Raw genomic sequence first — 17,018 nt, 5'->3', positions numbered from 1 at the left:
TAGAGGGAACAGCGTGTACTACACCGATCGCGGAATCGAGGAGTTGGAGAACCGCCGCGGCGGCGAGGAGGTCAGCTTCGCCTGGCTCGCCGAGCAGCTGCGGGCGTTCACCGACATGAACCCCGAGTTCGAGACTCCGGTCGACCGGCTGGCCACGTGGCTGGCGCGGCTGGACGACGAGGACGACGAGTAGGGACCGCGTGAGGGGCCCGGGTCACACGACCCGGGCCCCTTCGCGTGTCCGGGGTCTGCCCGCGACGGCCTCGGGGTTTCCCCGGAGGTCCCCCTGAAACACCTCGCCGACCCGCGACATATCTTGAGTTCGCCGCAGACGCGACATATCGTGAGAACACAGAGCGAGCGAAAGGGGCCGAGCACGATGGCACGTTGGACCGTCGACAGGCCGATGACCCAGACCCTGGACGGCATCGTCGCGTTGCGGGTCCGGATCATCGGAGGCCACGTCAACATTCTTCCCACCGACGACCCGGTCACCTTCGAGGTCACCGACATCGTCGGCGAACCCCTCCTGGTCACGCAGGAGGCGGGCATCCTCACCATCCACTACGAGGACCTCACCAGCCAGGGACTCCTGGACCGGCTGCGGCCGGTCCAGCTCAACGGCTACAAGAGCATGCAGCACCGCAGGGCCACCGTGAACCTGCGGCTGCCCAAGGACTGCCCGGTCGAGGTCAGCACGGTCAGCGCGCCGATCGTCGCCGCCGGGCTCAGCGCCCGCAGCCAGCTGCGGACCGCGACCGGGGAGATCACCCTGGACGACACCTCGGGCGAGACCGAGATCAACACCGTCTCGGGGAACACCGCCGTGCGCGATCCCCACGGCAGCCTCAAGTTCAACAGCGTCAGCGGCCAGCTGGCGGTGGCGGGCGGACGGCTGTCCGCGCTGAGCGCCAAGACCGTCTCCGGCCAGCTGCTGGCCGACACCGGCGTCGCCCCGGCGGGACGGGTCCGGCTCACCTCGATCTCGGGCGAGATCGCCCTGCGGGTGCCCTCCGAGACCTCGGCGACCGTGGAGCTGCGCACCGCGGCCGCGCCCGCCAAGTCCGACTTCGGGCTGGACCGCCGCAGCGCCCCGGCCAGGACGGTCCTGAGCGGGAGGATCGGCAGCGGTGTCGACCCCGCGTCCATCACCATCAACTCCGCGTCCGGCCGGACGGCGCTGCTGCGGCGCGCGCCCGAGGCCCCGGCCGCGATCCCCGAGGGGGCCTGAATGAGCACCATCTTCGGCCACGGCAGACTACGGCTGTACCTGCTCAAGCTGCTGGACGAGAACCCGCGGCACGGCTACGAGATCATCAGCCTGCTCCGCGACCGCTTCCTCGGCGTGTACTCGCCCTCTCCAGGCACGATCTACCCCCGGCTGGCGCGGCTGGAGGAGGAGGGGCTGGTCACCCACACCGAGGAGGGCGGCCGCAAGGTCTACAGCCTCACCGACAAGGGCCGTGAGGAGCTGCGCGAGCGCGAGAGCGACCTGAACGACCTGGAGCGGGAGATCACCGACTCGGTGCGCGACATCGCCCGCGCGGTCAAGCAGGACGTGCGCGCGACGATCAGCTCGCTGCGCGACGAGCTCAAGTTCGCCTCCGGCGGGACGCGCCGATCCGGGGCCGAGACCCCGGGCGGGTCAGCCGGGACCGCTGGGCCCGCCGGGACCGCCGGGACCGCCGACTCCACCGCCCCGGAGGAGGCCGGTCGCGACGGGGAGGGGACGGACGCGTCCGGGGACTCCGGTGAGCGACGCGAGCAGACCGGACCGGGCTGCGAGGACGGCTCGCGGTGGTCCCGCGAGTGGGAGCGCTTCACACAGGGCTTCGGCGCGTTCGGCGCCGCCTGGGGCGGCAGGCGCGGTTCCGAGAGCCCGTCGCAGGGCCCGGAGTTCGAGCGCGCGCTGCACGACTTCGGCGACCGCGTGCGCGACGTGGTCCGCGAGGCGGGCCACGTCGGGGAGGCCGCCGCCACCGACCTGCGGCGCATCCTGGACGACACGGTCGAGGTCATCCGCCGGGACATGCGGCGCTGGGGCCCGCCCGCCGACCGTGCGGAGGAGTCCGGGGACGGGGCCGACGGGTCCGCTCCCGCCGGGGAGGGGGCCGCCACCGCCCCCGAGGCGGGGAAGGAGGGGCCCGCCGCCCCGGAGCGGCCCGGGCCTTCCGAGGACGGGCCCGCCCCGGAGGACGGGACGCGTCCGAAGCCGTCCGCCGACCCCTGGAGCGAGGCGGTCGACGACCCCGGCGACCGCGGATAGGCGGTACGCCGAGGGGCCCGGAGGGTGGCGCGGGGGCGCGCCCTCCGGGCCCCGTCGTGTCCGGTGTGTCTAGCCGCGGACGACGCCGTCCTCACGGGCCTGGGCGGCGACCGCGGCGGCGACCGCCTTGGCCACCCTCTCGTCGAAGGGGCTGGGGATGATGTAGTCGGCGGACAGGTCGTCGCCGACCAGACCGGCCAGCGCGGTGGCGGCGGCCAGCTTCATGTTCTCGGTGATGTCCGTGGCCCCGGCGTCGAACGCGCCCCGGAACACGCCCGGGAAGGCCAGGACGTTGTTGATCTGGTTCGGGAAGTCGCTGCGCCCGGTGGCGACCACGCTCGCGTGCCTGCGGGCGACGTCCGGGTGCACCTCCGGGTTGGGGTTGGCCATCGCGAAGATGATCGCGTCGTCGGCCATGGTGGCGACCACGGACTCGGGGACCTCGCCCGCGGACAGGCCGATGAACACGTCGGCCCCCTCCAGCGCGCTCTCGATGGACCCGCGCAGCCCCGCCCTGTTGCTGATGGAGGCCAGCTCCTGCTTGACGGGGGTCAGGCCCTCGCGACCGTCGTAGATCATGCCCTTGGAGTCGGCCACGGCGATGTCGCCGATCCCGCCGTCGATGAGCATCTTGGTGACGGCCACGCCCGCGGCGCCCGCGCCGGAGACCACGGCGCGCAGGTCGGCCAGCGTGCGCCCGGTCAGCCGGGCGGCGTTGTGCAGCGCGGCCACGGTGACGATGGCGGTGCCGTGCTGGTCGTCGTGGAAGACCGGGATGTCCAGGCGCTCGCGCAGCTGGCGCTCGATCTCGAAGCAGCGGGGCGCGGAGATGTCCTCCAGGTTGATCCCGCCGAAGGAGGGCGCCATGCGCACGACGGTCTCGACGATCTCGTCGACCCCGGTGCAGCCCAGCGCGATCGGCACGGAGTCGACGTCGGCGAACTGCTTGAACAGCAGCGCCTTGCCCTCCATGACCGGCAGGGAGGCCTCGGCGCCGATGTCGCCCAGACCCAGGACCGCGGTGCCGTCGGTGACGACGGCGACCAGGTTGCTCTTCCAGGTGTAGGTGTCGACGAGCTCGGGGGACTCGGCGATGGCGTCGCAGACGCGGGCGACGCCGGGGGTGTAGGCGAGGGAGAGCCCCTCCTGGTCGCTGACGTCCACGGACGAGGTCACGTGGAGCTTGCCACCGCGGTGCATGGCGAAGGCGGGATCGTCGTCACGACGCGGATTCTGGGAACGGGAAACGGTGGTCACTGCTGAAAACCCCTCAGGTCTTGCGTGTTCCACCCGACCGTCGGCCATGACGGGGGCGGACCTGGCGGTGGTGCGGACCGCGCGCGAAGACGTGACGATTGCTAGGGGGCCCTCCTCGGCGCCGGTCGGCCATGACCGGTGGTGTCGCCGGGGAGAGTCGTTCTTCGCCGGACTCCTATACGAGTTGCTGCGCGGCCGCCTCTCACGGGGATGACCCGTTACGCAATCCTCTCACAACGGTGACCGCAGGAACATCGCGGGTGGGCACCATGGGACGGCACCGGCTCATGAGCTTTAAAAGAAGAATGTCCCGAATGTCGTTCCGGTTCGGGCGGTCGGGTCACGAACCCGCCTCCCGCCAGGCGTTCCGCGCCCCTGAAGGAGACCCCGTGATGGCCCTGCACAAGCCCCTGCCGACGCCGTTCGCCCTCGGCGCCCTGTCCCTCGCCGGCGTCCTGGCGCTGACCGCCTGCGGCGGCGGGGACGGCGGCGGCACGGAGGAGTCGGCCGCCCCCGAGGCGCCCTCCGTCGAGGTCGACGAGGAGCTCGCCGCACTCGTCCCCGCCGACGTCGCCGAGGCCGGGACCGTCACGATCGGTGTCGAGGCCTCCTACCCGCCCGGCGAGTACCTGGACGCCGACGGAGAGACCGTCCTCGGCTTCAACGTGGACCTCGTCAACGCCGCCCTGACCAAGCTCGGCCTGGAGGCGACGTGGGAGCCCACCGCCTTCGACTCCATCATCATCGGCGTGGACACCGGCACCTACGACCTGGGCTCCTCCTCCTTCACGGTCACCGAGGAGCGCATGGAGCAGGTCAACATGGTCAGCTACTTCTCCTCGGGCACCCAGTGGTTCGCCCAGGCGGGCAACCCCCAGGACGTGGACCCCGACAACGCCTGCGGCATGCGGATCGCGGTGCAGTCCAACACCACGCACGACACCGACATCGAGGAGCGCAGCGCGGCCTGCGTCGACGCCGGCGAGGAGGCCATCACCATCCAGAAGTTCGAGAGCCAGCCGCTGGCCACCGAGACGGTCGTCTCCGGCGTCAACGACGCCTCGCTCGCCGACATGCCGACCTCGGCCTACGCGCTGGAGCAGACCGGCGAGGGCGTCCTGGAGTTCATCGGCGAGCAGTACAACGCCGCCCCCTACGGCATCCTCACCAACAAGGAGGACACCGAGCTGGCCGAGGCCGTGGCCGCCGCCTTCAACGCGCTCATCGAGGACGGCACCTACGCCGAGGTCCTGGGCGAGTGGGGCGTGGACGCCGGCGTCATGGAGTCCGCCGAGGTGAACCCCGAAATCGCCGAGTGAGCAGGCCGAACCACACCCACTGAGCGAAAGACCGACCCTTGTCCTCACCGACCGAACCGACGGACGGCCCGGTGTCGAAGACCTCGACACCGGGCCGTCCGGCCGACCACGTCACCGCCGTCCCCGTGCGCTACCCCGAGCGGTGGGTCGCCGCCGGGGTCATCCTCGTCCTCGCGGCCATGTTCGTGCACATGCTGTTCACGAACGACGCCTTCAACTGGCCGTTCATGTTCGACCACATGTTCTCCGAGCCGGTCGTGCGCGGCGTGTGGATCACCCTCAGCGCCACCGTGCTGTCGATGGTCATCGGCGTCGTCCTGGGCATCGTCCTGGCGGTGATGCGGCTGTCGGGCAACCCCGTCCTGGTGTCCGTCTCCTGGCTCTACACCTGGTTCTTCCGGGGTGTGCCCCGCCTGGTGCTGGCGGTGCTCTTCGGCAACATCGCCATCCTGTACCAGACCATCGAGTTCGGCCTGCCCTTCGACAACTACTGGATGCCGTGGCTGGGTCTGGAGGGCGACGCCCGCTTCTTCGAGATCGACACCCGCACCGTGCTGAGCGGCTACACCGCCGGCCTGCTGGCGCTGTCGCTGTCCGAGGGCGCCTACATGGCCGAGATCATCCGCGCGGGCCTGCAGTCGGTCAACAAGGGCCAGACCGAGGCCGCGCAGGCGCTGGGCATGGGCAAGGGCAAGGTCCTGCGCCGGATCACCCTGCCGCAGGCGATGCGGGTGGTCGTGCCGCCCACGGGCAACGAGACCATCGCCATGCTCAAGGACACGGCGCTGCTGGCCTACGTGCCGGTGACCATCGAGCTGTTCTACCAGCTCCAGGCCATCGGATCCCGGACCTACCAGATCTTCCCGATGCTGGTCGCCGCGTGCCTGTGGTACCTGGCCATCACCAGCGTCCTGATGGTGGGCCAGTACTTCCTCGAACGCAGGTTCAACCCCGGCCAGTACGGCAGTATCCGCGACCGCATCGTCGGAGGGGCGCACAGGTGAGCGACAAGACGAAGGACCCCGGCGTCGTGGAGACCGCCGAGGGCGCCACCCTGCCCGCCGACGCGCTCGTCGTGGCGGAGAACGTGCGCAAGAGCTTCGGCCGCCTGGAGGTGCTCAAGGGCATCGACCTCCAGGTCGGGCGCGGCGAGGTCATGTGCGTGATCGGCCCGTCCGGGTCGGGCAAGTCCACGTTCCTGCGCTGCGTCAACCACCTGGAGAAGCTCACCGCCGGACGGCTGTGGGTCAACGGCGAGCTGATGGGCTACCGGCAAAGGCGCGGAAAGCTCTACGAGCTGCGCGACAACGAGATCGCCGCCCAGCGCAGCGACATCGGCATGGTCTTCCAGCGCTTCAACCTGTTCCCGCACCTGAGCGTCCTGGGCAACATCACCGAGGCGCCCGTGCAGGTCAAGCGGATCCCCCGGAGCCAGGCCAACGCCAAGGCCATGGAGCTGCTGGAGCGGGTGGGCCTGCCGGACAAGGCCGACGCCTACCCCGACCAGCTCTCCGGCGGCCAGCAGCAGCGCGTGGCCATCGCCCGCGCGCTGGCCATGGAACCGTCGCTGATGCTGTTCGACGAGCCCACCAGCGCCCTGGACCCGGAGCTGGTCGGCGAGGTCCTGGACGTCATGCGCGACCTGGCCCGGGGCGGGATGACCATGGTGGTCGTCACCCACGAGATGGGGTTCGCCCGCGAGGTCGGCGACTCCCTGGTCTTCATGGACGACGGCCTGGTCGTGGAGTCGGGTACGCCCGCCGAGGTGCTCTCCAACCCGCGCCACGAGCGCACCCGGGCGTTCCTGTCCAAGGTGCTCTGAGCGCCGCGAAGGGGCCGCCGCACCCGCCCCCCGGGCGCGGCGGCCGGTACCGGCCGGGGAAACACCCCCTGATCCCTTGACCGCGCGGCGGCGCGTCGCCAGAGTCGTGGTGTACGCGCCCCGCTCGGGAGAGGCACATGGACGCTCGCACGGACCACACACGCAGGCGCTGGGACCGCATGGCCGCCTACTGCGAGCACAGCGAGCACTTCCAGAGCCCCGCCATGCGCCGCACCCGCGAGATCCTGTGCGCCGGGGCGCGCGGCGAGACGCTGGAGGTGGCGGTCGGAACGGGCCGCAATCTGGCCTACTATCCGCCGCAGGTGCGCCTCACCGCCGTCGACGTCAGTCCGCGGATGCTCGACCGCGCCCGTGAGAGGGCCGAGGAGCTGGGCAGGACCGTGCGCTTCGTGGAGGGCGACGCCCAGGAGCTGGACTTCCCCGACCGGGCCTTCGACACCGTCCTGTGCACGCTGGCGATGTGCTCCGTCCCCGACCAGCTGCGCGCCCTGACGGAGATGTACCGCGTGCTGACGCCGGGCGGCAGGCTCCTGATGGTCGACCACATCGAGTACGCGCGCATGCCCGGACGGCTCGTGGAACGGCGCAGGGAGAACCCGCGCCGTCTGCCCCGGGAGGTCGCGGTCGAGGCCGGGTTCGAGGTCGGCCACCACGACCGGCTGTTCCTGGGACTGGTGGAGCGGGTGGTCGCCCACCGGCCCTGAGCGCTCCCGGAGCACGGGTGCGCCCCGCAGCAGCGCATACCCTGGAGGCGACCGTGTCCCCGCCGCGCGCCCGAGGTGGTCCGATGATCCGTCCCGCACGTCCCGACGACGTTCCCGTCATCCACGCCCTGGTCCGCGAGCTCGCCGAGTACGAGAAGGAACCGGACGCGGTCGTCGCCACCGAGCAGGACCTGCGCACCGCCCTCTTCGGCCCGGACGCGGCGGTGTTCGCGCACGTCGCCCAGGAGGACGGGGAGGGCCCGGTCGTCGGGTTCGCGCTGTGGTTCCGCAACTACTCCACCTGGACCGGCAGGCACGGCGTGTACCTGGAGGACCTGTACGTGCGCCCACAGGCGCGCGGACGGGGCCACGGCCTGGCCCTGCTGCGGACCCTGGCGCGGATCTGCGTCGAACGCGGCTACACCCGGCTGGAGTGGTCGGTGCTGGACTGGAACGAGCCCTCGATACGGTTCTACGAGTCCCTGGGCTCGCGCCCCATGGACGGGTGGACGGTCCGCCGCCTGGACGGCGGCGCGCTGGACGCACTGGGCTCGGAGGGTCCCTGAGACCGGCCGTCCGTCCCGCTTCTCGCCCCGGATCGTGTGGACACGATCCGTTCGCCCTGCGTCAGTGGCAGGGTAAACCAGATACATTGCTCTCAAGCGGCAACACCGCCCCCCGAAGGAGGGACGTGACCGAAGAAACCGCTGTGCCCACGGCCGACGCCATCGGCGTCCGGGACGCTGTCACCGTCAACATGCCCGCGGACAGCGCCTACTTGTCCGTTCTGCGGACGGCGACGGCGGGTCTGGCCGCGCGACTGGACTTCACCCTCGACGAGATCGAGGACCTGAGGATCGGTGTCGACGAGGCCTGCGCCATGCTCCTCTCCCAGGCGCTGCCGGGCACGGAACTGACCACGGAATTCGAACTCACCCCCGACGGGATGCGCATCTCCGTCTCGGTGCTCACCGCGGACGGGCGCCTTCCCGCCCGCGACACCTTCGCCTGGACCGTTCTGTCCGCCCTCGCGGGAGAGGTCGACGCGGGGGTCGGACCGGACGACCGTGTCCACATCGTCCTGTACAAACGCCGCGGAACACTGGAGTCGGCGTGAGCGAGAGGGGGCCCGCTCTGACAGCGAAGACCGAGCACGCGGTGCCCGACAGGGCCCGCGCGAGAGAGTTGTTCGAGCGCCTCGGCGAACTGGAGGCGGACTCCGAGGAACGTCGGCGGATCCGCGACGAGCTGGTGGAGCTCCACCTGCCCTTGGTGGAGTACCTGGCCCGCCGCTTCCGCAACCGCGGCGAGTGGCTGGACGACCTCACCCAGGTGGCCACGATCGGACTGATCAAGTCCATCGACCGGTTCGACCTGGAGCGCGGGGTGGAGTTCTCCACCTACGCCACCCCCACCATCGTCGGTGAGATCAAGCGGCACTTCCGCGACAAGGGCTGGGCGGTGCGGGTCCCCCGTCGCCTCCAGGAGCTGAAGCTCTCGCTCACCAAGGCGGTCAGCGACCTGTCGCAGCGGGAGGGGCGCTCCCCGACCGTCGCCGAGCTCGCGGCGCACCTCCAGATGACCGAGGAGGAGGTGCTGGAGGGCCTGGAGTCCGCCAACGCCTACTCGACGGTGTCGCTGGACGCGCCCGACAGCGGGGACGAGGACGCGCCCGCGGTGGCCGACTCACTGGGCATCGTGGACGAGTCCCTGGAGGGCGTGGAGTACCGGGAGTCGCTCAAGCCGCTCCTGGAACAGCTTCCGCCGCGGGAGAAGCGCATCCTGCTGCTGCGCTTCTTCGGCAACATGACGCAGTCGCAGATCGCCCAGGAGCTGGGGATCTCGCAGATGCACGTGTCCCGTCTGCTGGCCCGCACCCTGGCGCAGCTGCGCCAGGCGCTGACCACCGACGACTGACACGCGAGCGGTCGCCGCGGGCGGCCGCGGCGCTACCTCCCCCGCTCGTCGGGGAAGAGCGCCGCGGTCGTCGGCGGCGAGAGCACCGCCGCGGAGGCGCACACCGCCACGACCGCGAGCACCGCGCCCAACGCGTACTGCTCGCTGGTGAACATGTAGTAGGCCACCACGGCCAGGAAGAGCTGGGTGACGAACACCGGCGTGCGCGCCCAGTCCCGCAGCTGCCAGAGCCCGCGCGCGACGAAGACCAGCAGCGCGCCCGCGCCCAGCCCCAGGGCGGTCAGGGGAATCGCGCTGGTCAGGTCACTGGCCCGGCCGGTGACCGCGGTGAAGAGGCTGTAGACCCCGCTGACCGCGGCGGCCAGCCCGATCAGGGCCTCCAGGGCGGCGGCGATGACGATGGTGACGGGACGCGAAGACACCTGACGAGCCTATACGCGCTCCGTGACTCCCTCCCCTCGGCCCCGGCTTCGCACTCGCGGCGAAACGGAGGCCCCGGCGCCACACCCTAGACTGGCGTGGTGCGCGCCCTTCTCATCATGAACCCCCAGGCCACCACGACCACGTCACACACGCGTGAGGTGATCATGGGCGCCCTGGCGTCGGAGCTGGACGTCACCGTGTCCGAGACCGAGTACCGCGACCACGCGGGCGAACTGGCCCGCGAGGCGGCCGGGAACGGGTACGAGCTGGTGCTGAGCCTGGGCGGTGACGGCACCGTCAACGAGGTGGTCAACGGTCTCCTGACCACCCCCGAGGAGCTCAGACGCCCCCGCTACGCGGTGATCCCCGGCGGCAGCGCCAACGTCTTCATCCGCGCCCTGGGCGTGCCCGGCGACCCGGTGGAGGCCACCGGTCTGGTGCTGGAGGCAATCCGCGAGGGCCGCGAGCGCGAGATCAACCTCGGCCGGATCACCAGCGATCAGGACGACCGCTACTTCACTTTCTGTGCTGGTTTCGGCTGGGACGCCGACGTGGTCCAGCAGGTGGAGAACGAGCGCGCCAACGGCCGCAGGGCCACTCCGGCACTGTACGCGGAAGTGGCGGTAAAGCTGTTCTTCCAGGGGGATATCCGCGATCCGTCACTAAGCGTGGTCAGCCACGGAAGGTCCCTTGTGGGGGCGTATTTCGCGCTCGTCACCAACACCACGCCCTGGACCTACGCGGGGGCGCTGCCGCTTCAGCCGACCCCGTCCTCGCGTTTCGAGCTGGGCCTGGACGCTTTCGCGCTGACGCACTCCTCGCACGCGCTCACGGGGTGGATCCTTTCCCAAATGTTCTTCCCCAAAGGCCTTCCCGCACGTGGGGACGGTTACGTGACGTGGCATGACCAGGACTCTCTCCAGATCACGTCATCCCACCCCAGGGCCTTCCAAATCGACGGTGAATACCTGGGAGACCGCGAACAGGTCAACTTCCACTCTGTACCGAAGGCATTACGAATCGTCTGTTAATTACGTCGAAAGACGCCATTCCGAGCCACTGTGACGCACCCGACACGCCGAACAGGACCTTTGGCCTCGGCAGCTCTTGCATGGGCCGATCGATCCTGTCACGCTCAAGATATCGCCGCGAGTTACAGGCGAGTTAATTGGGGCGCTTCCCACATGGCCGTGGGATGAAACCTTGACGGCCCTCGGCCCGAACACCCCTCCGATGGAACCCATCCATCGGGCGCCCTTCGCCCGTTACGGACGCGCACAAGATCGTGAAAAGCTTCACAAGCCCCCGATCGCCTCACCGTGAGGAGTGGACCGCATGGACTGGCGCCATGACGCAGCCTGCCGTGACGAAGACCCCGAACTCTTCTTCCCCATCGGGAACTTCGGCCCCGCACTGATCCAGATCGAGGAGGCCAAGGCGGTCTGCAACCGCTGCCCGGTCAGCTCGGCCTGTCTGCGCTGGGCCCTGGAGAGCGGCCAGGACGGCGGCGTCTGGGGCGGTACCAGTGAGGACGAGCGCCGCGTGCTCAAGAAGCGCCGCGGCAGCGCGTACCGCACCATGGTCCGCAGCTGAGGCCCTCCGCTCGGAAGGGCCCCGAGGCGTCCCCGCTCGGCGCGGCGGGGACGTGCGCCCGGTGCCGTCGCGGCCGGCGCCCCTCCAGGCCCCCTCGGGGCGGCCCCCGCGCGTGATCCGCGCGAGCCCCCGCCTCAGGGCAGCTCCCCCTCCTCGTGCTCCAGCGACAGGGTGATCGCCACCTCGGTCCCGCCGCTCTCCTTGGGCTTGATCGCCAGGGTCCCACCCAACTCGCCCACGATGAGGGTCCGCACGATCTGGAGGCCCAGGCTCGTGGTGCCCTCCAGGTCGAAGTCCTCGGGCAGGCCCCCGCCGTCGTCGGAGACGGCCAGCTCCAGGCTGCTCGGCCCCGGGCGGCCCGGCTCCGCGTCGAACCGGCGCACCCGCACCTCGATCCGCCCCGGCCCCTGCCCCAGGCCGTGCTCCACGGCGTTCTGCACCAGTTCGGCCAGGACCATCGACAGCGGCGTCGCCACCAGCGCGTTCAACAGGCCGAACCCGCCGATCCGGCGCGGCACCACCGCGGTGCCCGTGGAGGAGACCTCCGCCGCCATCTGGATCACCCGGTCGGCGATGTCGTCGAAGTCCACCACCTCGTCGGGGGTGTGCGAGAGCATCTCGTGCACGATCGCGATGGACCCGACCCGGCCCACCGCCTCGTCCAGCGCCGCCCGCGCCTCGGGCACGTCCAGGCGCCGCGCCTGGAGGCGCAGCAGGGCCGCCACCGTCTGGAGGTTGTTCTTCACCCGGTGGTGGATCTCCCGGATGGTGGCGTCCTTGGTCATCAGCTCGCGCTCGCGGCGGCGCAGCTCGGTGACGTCGCGCACCATCACCAGGGCGCCGATGCGCACCCCGTCGATGACCAGCGGGATGGCGCGCAGCTGCACGGTGACCCCGCGCGCGTCCACCTCGGCCTCCTGCGGCGCCCGGCCGCTCGCCGTGTAGGTCAGCGCCTCGTCGCGCGCCTCCCCCGGGGCCGCCAGCTCCAGTGTGGTGCGGTCCAGGCGCGCACCCACCAGGTCGGCGGTCAGGCCGAGCCTGCGGTAGGCCGACAGCGCGTTGGGGCTGGCGTAGACCACCTCTCCGTTCTGGTCCAGGCGCAGCAGCCCGTCGCCGACCCTGGGCGAGCGCACCATCAGAGGGCCCTGGTCGCTGAACGGGAAGGCGCCCTCGGCGATCATCTGGGCCAGGTCGCCCGCGCTCTGGAGGTAGGTCAGCTCCAGGCGGCTGGGCGTGCGCGCCGAGCTGAGGTTGGTGCTGCGCTGGATGACCCCGATGAGGTTGCCCTGGCGGCGCACCGGAATGGTCTCCTCGCGCACCGGGACGCCGCCCGACCAGTCCGGGTCGCCGTCACGGCAGATGCGCCCCTCCTCCCAGGCGCGGTCGATGAGGGCCCTGCGCCCGATCACGCGCGGCGCCGAGCGGGACGTGACATCGGTCATGTCGTCGCGCAGGACGGTCTCGACCAGGTCGTCCTGGAAGGCGGTGGGTCCGGTGGTGGGACGCATCTGGGCGATGGCCACCCAGCCGTCGTCCTCGCGCAGACGCACCCACAGCACGAGGTCCGCGAAGGACAGGTCCGCCAGGAGCTGCCAGTCCGAGACCAGGGAGTGGAACCACTCCAGATCGGCCTGCTTGAGTGACGTGTGTCGCCAGATGAGATCACTGAGGTGAGGCACTCACAAATCATCCCATGAAGGCGTGCATACTCAAGAGGTACGCACTCGACCAGTGGTCCACACCAATCGGCGGCCGCGACCCCCGCCGTGCCGACCACACCGGGAGGGTTGTGCGGCAAGCGCGGGACTCGGCGAAGGAGACTGATGACTGGTCAGCGCACACTGGACGGCAACCCCCGGGTGCCCAAGTACTACCAGGTGAAGAAGCAGCTCCTGGAACTGATCGAGGCGATGCCCGCGGGCAACCCGGTCCCCCCGGAGCGCGCCCTGGCGACCCAGTTCGGCACCTCGCGGACCACCGTGCGCCAGGCGCTCACCGAGATGGTGGTCGAGGGCCGCCTGCTGCGCATCCAGGGCAAGGGCACCTTCGTGGCCAAGCCGAAGGTGGCACAGGTCCTACAGCTGACCAGCTACACCCAGGAGATGCGCGCGCACGGCCTGCACCCCGCCACGCGGATCCTGGACGTGAGCTACATCAACGCCGACGACCAGCTCGCCGAGCTGCTGGCCATCCGCTCCGGCGGGCGCGTGCTGCGCATCGAGCGGCTGCGGCTGGCCAACGGCGAGCCGATGGCCGTGGAGACGGCCCACCTGGCCGCACGGCGCTTCCCGGGCCTGCGTCGGCAGCTGGACCGCTACGCGTCGCTCTACGAGGCTCTGGCGAGCGCCTACGACGTCTCCCTGGCCGAGGCGGAGGCCTCGATCGAGACCGTCCTGGCCACGCCCAACGAGGCGCGGCTGCTGGGCGTGGACGTGGGCCTGCCGCTGGTACTGCACTGCCAGCACAGCTTCGACGGCGACGGGCATCCGGTGGAGTGGGTGCGCTCGCTCTACCGGGGCGACCGGTACAAGTTCGTCACACGCCTGCGCCCGCCCCGGGACTGACCGGCCGCGGGGTGGTCGGGACACGCCCCTGCCCGGCCACCGCTTCGGCCCGTGCCGGGCCTGTGACGTCCCGCCGGACGGCCCGGGGTCAGAGCCGGGAGAGCACCGTGGCCAGCGCGTCCACCACGCGGGGGTCGTACTCGCTGTCGGTGTCCATGCGCAGGCGCTCCAGGACCGCCGTGCGGCGCTCGGCGTCGCCGTTGTCGCCGACGAGGTCGTCGAAGGCGTTGGCCACCTTGATGATCCGGCTGCCCAGCGGCGGGACGCCCTCGTCGCCGTCCCCGGCGAGGGGCTCGCACTGGCGGCGGACCGTCTCGGCCACGTTGTCCAGGACGCCGGTCTCCCGGATGATCGCCGAACCCAGCTCGGCGATGCGCCGCTGCTCCCTCGGCGAGGCGAGCACGGTGGCACCGCCCGCGATGGGCTCGCGCAGGGACAGCTGGCCGATGTCGTGCATCAGGGCGGCGTACTCCAGCTCCAGCAGCTCGGCCTCGGACAGGCCCAGCTCGCAGGCGACCCCGTGCGCCAGCTGGCTGACCCGGCGCGAGTGCCCGTTCTCCACGTAGCCGCCCACCTCGGTGACCCGCGACAACGCCCGGACCGTCTCCAGATAGGTCCGGCGCACCTCCGCGTGGCGGCGGAAGGCCACCTGCGACACCAGCAGCGGGGCGATGAACACCAGCAGCCCGCCCAGGCCGGTCACCGTGCAGGCCAGCGCGATCAGCACGCCGCTGGAGCCGATCGCGGCGCCGGTGGCGAACTGGGCGCGCAGCTCGTCGCGGACCGCGACGGAGGAGCTGGTGCGCAGGCGCTCGGCCCGCAGCACCGCCGCCAGCAGGGAGTCCACCGCCCAGACGAGCATGACCAGCGCCGCCATCAGCAGCGTGGCCGTCACCGAGGGGCCCGACAGGTGGAGCTGGTCGGCCAGCGGCCGGAAGGCGATCGCGAGCGCCGCCGCGACGAGCACCCTGCGGGCCACGTCCTCCACCCGGGGGCTGCGGCCCACGGCGATGTGCGGCAGCTCGCCCAGCGCCACACCCAGGGCGACCACCGCCACCACCTGCCAGGCGGAGTGGTGCAGCGGCCCGGAACCCAGCGACAGCAGGAACGCGTAGCTGATCGCGCCGGCCGAGGCGACGGGAGCCACCTCCCGGTGGCCCGGCAGGGTGATCCGTGCCAGCTCACCGGCCGCGACGACCAGGCAGAACGCCAGCGCCACGTGCGGTTCCACGACCCCGGTCGAGGCCGTCCACACCAGCGCGGCCAGGGCGCCCGAGCCCACCGCGCCGACCAGCGCCGCGCGCACCGGACGGGAGGTCCGCCAGATCGACCCGCGCGGGCGCTGGTGGTTGAGGGCCCCGCCCTCGGGGCCGCTCAGCACGGGTCCGGACGACCGGGCCCCGTCCGACTGTCTCTGCGTCATCATCGTTCACGCCCGCCCGTCACTGCCTCGGCGGAGGCCGCGGCGTCCGCGGAGGCGGCCTCGTCGGCCGCCGCCCCTGCGGAGGACGGCTCCCCGGCGGCGCGCTCCTCGGATGACGCTTCGGCGGACACCTCCTCCGGTCCACCGGCGCGGCCGGACTCCTCCACGGAGCGCTCGGCCGCCTCCGAGCCGTAGCAGCCGCCAGGCGGCTCGGCGATGTCGGGTGTCTCCCAGCCCTCGCGTTCGACGGCGCGCACGAGCGCCTCGACCATCCTGGGGTCGAACTGGGTTCCGGCGCAGGCGCGCAGCTCGGCGATGGCGTCCTCCACCGACCACGCCCTGCGGTAGGAGCGCGTGGAGGTCAGGCAGTCGAAGACGTCGGCGACGCTGATGACGCGCGCGGACTCGGGGATCTCCATCCCGACCAGGCCCATGGGGTACCCGCGCCCGTCCAGGCGCTCGTGGTGGTGCCGGATCCCGGCCAGCGCCTCGTCCAGGAAGCTGATCTCCCGCACGATCTCGTAGCCGCGCGTGGGGTGCAGCTTGATGGCCGCGTACTCGTCGTCGGTGAGCTTGCCGGTCTTCTGCAACACCTTGGTGGGCACTCCGAGCTTGCCGATGTCGTGCAGCATCCCGGCGTAGCGGATCTTCTGCACCCGGTCAGCGGGCATACCCAGTTCCCGGGCGATCATGGCGGCGCCCTCGGCCACGCGCATGCAGTGGCCCCGGGTGTAGTAGTCCTTGGTCTCCACCGCCTGGCACAGGGTGGCCAGGGTGGCCTCGTGCGCGCGGGCCTCGTCCAGCTGCTGGGCGAAGGTCCAGCGCGCGATGAACAGCGGGAGCAGCACCAGCAGCGGTGCGATGAGGCCGACCCCGCCCCAGACCGCGGCGATGGCCAGGCCGAGCATCTGGTAGCCCATGGAGGACAGCTCCACCCCCACCAGCGGCCGCCAGTCGAACCGGCCCCGCGAACCGCCGGGGCGCACGACGCCCAGGGTCCACATCAGGACGGCCACGAGCGCCGAGTTGACCAGGGAGTGGGTCAGGACGGCGGCGACGTAGGGGAGGACGATGGCCGGGAAGTCCTCCCGGCCGGGTTCTCCCACCGTTCCGCCGAGCAGAAGGTAGACGTGTCCGGCCGCGTAGGCCGCCAGTGCGAACTGTGCTCCGTTGAACGCCCTCTTGACGAGGTTCTGCCTGCGGATGGCGAGGCAGGAGGCGAAACCGACCACCGCCGCCCCGACCGGTCCGACCAGGACGACCGCGGCCAGGGAGACCGCCGAACTCGGCGAGATCCCCGCCTTGACGCCCGTCAGGACCGCCGTACTGATCGACTCCGCGACCACGAAGAGAATCGCGATCAGGACCAGTGTGTGCAGATCCAGGCCCGAGTAGGGACCGATGAGCATGATGGTGACAGCACTGACAACGATGATTCCGACGTAGACACGCGCGCCCCCAGGAAGAGCCCGCACCCCCGTTCACCCCCCGCCGACGACGACCGGACTGTCATGGTTTCACCGGTTCTGTTCTACCACCAGGACCATCCACTGAAGGCGGTTACCACCCAAAGAACACCCATCACCGCGTGGAGCATGCCGACGAACATCGTTGTCCCCTCTCTCCCCCGACGCGCGCGCACCGCTGCTTTTCCCGGGCACGCCGCGTAAATTACCCCATTCGTTGGATATGGCGTCCAGTTTAACGGG

The 17,018-nt window shown here is 71.1% G+C and carries 18 protein-coding genes; 13 read left to right on the top strand and 5 right to left on the bottom strand.

All coding sequences use genetic code 11. The features are described 5' to 3' along the window. Positions 1–13 precede the first annotated feature (13 nt). The 3 genes from HGB44_RS03915 to HGB44_RS03905 all read left to right on the top strand — a co-directional run bounded on the left by HGB44_RS03915 (position 14) and on the right by HGB44_RS03905 (position 2,266). Entirely contained in the window at positions 14–193 is a 180-nt protein-coding gene (locus HGB44_RS03915) for a DUF6104 family protein (RefSeq protein ID WP_013154687.1), read from the top strand. 186 nt (positions 194–379) lie between these two features. Next, positions 380–1,231: a DUF4097 family beta strand repeat-containing protein gene (locus tag HGB44_RS03910; RefSeq protein ID WP_061080552.1), complete on the top strand. Its 852-nt coding sequence runs from the start codon at positions 380–382 to the stop codon at positions 1,229–1,231. Beyond that, positions 1,232–2,266: a PadR family transcriptional regulator gene (locus HGB44_RS03905; protein WP_061080553.1), complete on the top strand. Its 1,035-nt coding sequence runs from the start codon at positions 1,232–1,234 to the stop codon at positions 2,264–2,266. 69 nt (positions 2,267–2,335) lie between these two features. Here HGB44_RS03905 and HGB44_RS03900 read toward each other — a convergent pair whose 3' ends face one another. Continuing rightward, positions 2,336–3,466: an NAD(P)-dependent malic enzyme gene (locus tag HGB44_RS03900; RefSeq protein ID WP_210751160.1), complete on the bottom strand. Its 1,131-nt coding sequence runs from the start codon at positions 3,464–3,466 to the stop codon at positions 2,336–2,338. A 449-nt stretch (positions 3,467–3,915) separates the two neighbouring features. On the opposite strand from HGB44_RS03900, the gene HGB44_RS03895 reads away from it, so the two are divergent. The 7 genes from HGB44_RS03895 to HGB44_RS03865 all read left to right on the top strand — a co-directional run bounded on the left by HGB44_RS03895 (position 3,916) and on the right by HGB44_RS03865 (position 9,306). Further along, positions 3,916–4,842, top strand: coding sequence for an ABC transporter substrate-binding protein (locus HGB44_RS03895; RefSeq protein ID WP_061080555.1), 927 nt, complete (start codon positions 3,916–3,918; stop codon positions 4,840–4,842). Positions 4,843–4,880: 38 nt separating this feature from the next. Further along, positions 4,881–5,846: an amino acid ABC transporter permease gene (locus HGB44_RS03890; protein WP_041552849.1), complete on the top strand. Its 966-nt coding sequence runs from the start codon at positions 4,881–4,883 to the stop codon at positions 5,844–5,846. Beyond that, positions 5,843–6,664: an amino acid ABC transporter ATP-binding protein gene (locus HGB44_RS03885; RefSeq protein ID WP_061080556.1), complete on the top strand. Its 822-nt coding sequence runs from the start codon at positions 5,843–5,845 to the stop codon at positions 6,662–6,664. The genes HGB44_RS03890 and HGB44_RS03885 overlap by 4 nt, the downstream gene beginning before the upstream one ends. A gap of 137 nt (positions 6,665–6,801) precedes the next feature. Beyond that, positions 6,802–7,389 (top strand): class I SAM-dependent methyltransferase, encoded by a 588-nt coding sequence (locus HGB44_RS03880; RefSeq protein WP_061080557.1) that lies wholly within the window; start codon positions 6,802–6,804, stop codon positions 7,387–7,389. Between the two features lie 83 nt (positions 7,390–7,472). After that, entirely contained in the window at positions 7,473–7,955 is a 483-nt protein-coding gene (locus HGB44_RS03875; protein ID WP_061080558.1) for a GNAT family N-acetyltransferase, read from the top strand. A 125-nt stretch (positions 7,956–8,080) separates the two neighbouring features. Next, entirely contained in the window at positions 8,081–8,506 is a 426-nt protein-coding gene (locus tag HGB44_RS03870) for an ATP-binding protein (RefSeq protein ID WP_013154696.1), read from the top strand. A gap of 41 nt (positions 8,507–8,547) precedes the next feature. Further along, on the top strand, positions 8,548–9,306 hold the full coding sequence (locus HGB44_RS03865; RefSeq protein WP_061080583.1) for an RNA polymerase sigma factor SigF: 759 nt from the start codon (positions 8,548–8,550) through the stop codon (positions 9,304–9,306). 32 nt (positions 9,307–9,338) lie between these two features. Here HGB44_RS03865 and HGB44_RS03860 read toward each other — a convergent pair whose 3' ends face one another. Further along, complete coding sequence (locus HGB44_RS03860; protein ID WP_061080559.1) at positions 9,339–9,728, bottom strand: hypothetical protein; 390 nt, start codon at positions 9,726–9,728, stop codon at positions 9,339–9,341. Between the two features lie 99 nt (positions 9,729–9,827). Between HGB44_RS03860 and HGB44_RS03855 the strand changes: the two genes are divergently transcribed. Then, positions 9,828–10,760 carry a diacylglycerol/lipid kinase family protein gene (locus HGB44_RS03855; RefSeq protein ID WP_061080584.1) on the top strand — a complete coding sequence of 311 codons (933 nt, stop codon included), beginning with the start codon at positions 9,828–9,830 and terminating at the stop codon, positions 10,758–10,760. Between the two features lie 304 nt (positions 10,761–11,064). Further along, positions 11,065–11,322: a WhiB family transcriptional regulator gene (locus HGB44_RS03850; RefSeq protein ID WP_017567721.1), complete on the top strand. Its 258-nt coding sequence runs from the start codon at positions 11,065–11,067 to the stop codon at positions 11,320–11,322. A gap of 134 nt (positions 11,323–11,456) precedes the next feature. Here HGB44_RS03850 and HGB44_RS03845 read toward each other — a convergent pair whose 3' ends face one another. Then, on the bottom strand, positions 11,457–13,001 hold the full coding sequence (locus HGB44_RS03845) for a sensor histidine kinase (RefSeq protein WP_061080560.1): 1,545 nt from the start codon (positions 12,999–13,001) through the stop codon (positions 11,457–11,459). A 144-nt stretch (positions 13,002–13,145) separates the two neighbouring features. On the opposite strand from HGB44_RS03845, the gene HGB44_RS03840 reads away from it, so the two are divergent. Continuing rightward, a complete protein-coding gene (locus HGB44_RS03840) occupies positions 13,146–13,886 on the top strand; it encodes a GntR family transcriptional regulator (RefSeq protein ID WP_013154702.1) in 741 nt (246 codons plus the stop codon). Between the two features lie 88 nt (positions 13,887–13,974). On the opposite strand, the gene HGB44_RS03835 is transcribed toward HGB44_RS03840, so the two are convergent. Then, on the bottom strand, positions 13,975–15,309 hold the full coding sequence (locus HGB44_RS03835; RefSeq protein WP_082768361.1) for an HD-GYP domain-containing protein: 1,335 nt from the start codon (positions 15,307–15,309) through the stop codon (positions 13,975–13,977). Continuing rightward, positions 15,309–16,718, bottom strand: a complete 1,410-nt coding sequence (locus tag HGB44_RS03830; RefSeq protein WP_082768362.1) for an HD-GYP domain-containing protein — start codon at positions 16,716–16,718, stop codon at positions 15,309–15,311. Before HGB44_RS03830 ends, HGB44_RS03835 begins: the two co-directional genes overlap by 1 nt. Positions 16,719–17,018: the final 300 nt, after the last annotated feature.

It is taken from the genome of Nocardiopsis alborubida, from assembly GCF_012396365.1.
GTDB classification, from domain to species: domain Bacteria; phylum Actinomycetota; class Actinomycetes; order Streptosporangiales; family Streptosporangiaceae; genus Nocardiopsis; species Nocardiopsis alborubida.
This window is presented reverse-complemented; position numbering and strand designations above follow the sequence as displayed.

What these genes read in the sequence shown, in the direction of transcription:
- HGB44_RS03910 (WP_061080552.1), top strand. Translation starts at nt 380, where the DNA reads ATGGCACGTTGGACCGTCGACAGGCCGATGACCCAGACCCTGGACGGC.
- HGB44_RS03905 (WP_061080553.1), top strand. Translation starts at nt 1,232, where the DNA reads ATGAGCACCATCTTCGGCCACGGCAGACTACGGCTGTACCTGCTCAAG.
- HGB44_RS03900 (WP_210751160.1), bottom strand. Translation starts at nt 3,466, where the DNA reads ATGCACCGCGGTGGCAAGCTCCACGTGACCTCGTCCGTGGACGTCAGC.
- HGB44_RS03895 (WP_061080555.1), top strand. Translation starts at nt 3,916, where the DNA reads ATGGCCCTGCACAAGCCCCTGCCGACGCCGTTCGCCCTCGGCGCCCTG.
- HGB44_RS03880 (WP_061080557.1), top strand. Translation starts at nt 6,802, where the DNA reads ATGGACGCTCGCACGGACCACACACGCAGGCGCTGGGACCGCATGGCC.
- HGB44_RS03875 (WP_061080558.1), top strand. Translation starts at nt 7,473, where the DNA reads ATGATCCGTCCCGCACGTCCCGACGACGTTCCCGTCATCCACGCCCTG.
- HGB44_RS03850 (WP_017567721.1), top strand. Translation starts at nt 11,065, where the DNA reads ATGGACTGGCGCCATGACGCAGCCTGCCGTGACGAAGACCCCGAACTC.
- HGB44_RS03840 (WP_013154702.1), top strand. Translation starts at nt 13,146, where the DNA reads ATGACTGGTCAGCGCACACTGGACGGCAACCCCCGGGTGCCCAAGTAC.
- HGB44_RS03835 (WP_082768361.1), bottom strand. Translation starts at nt 15,309, where the DNA reads ATGACGCAGAGACAGTCGGACGGGGCCCGGTCGTCCGGACCCGTGCTG.
- HGB44_RS03830 (WP_082768362.1), bottom strand. Translation starts at nt 16,718, where the DNA reads ATGCTCATCGGTCCCTACTCGGGCCTGGATCTGCACACACTGGTCCTG.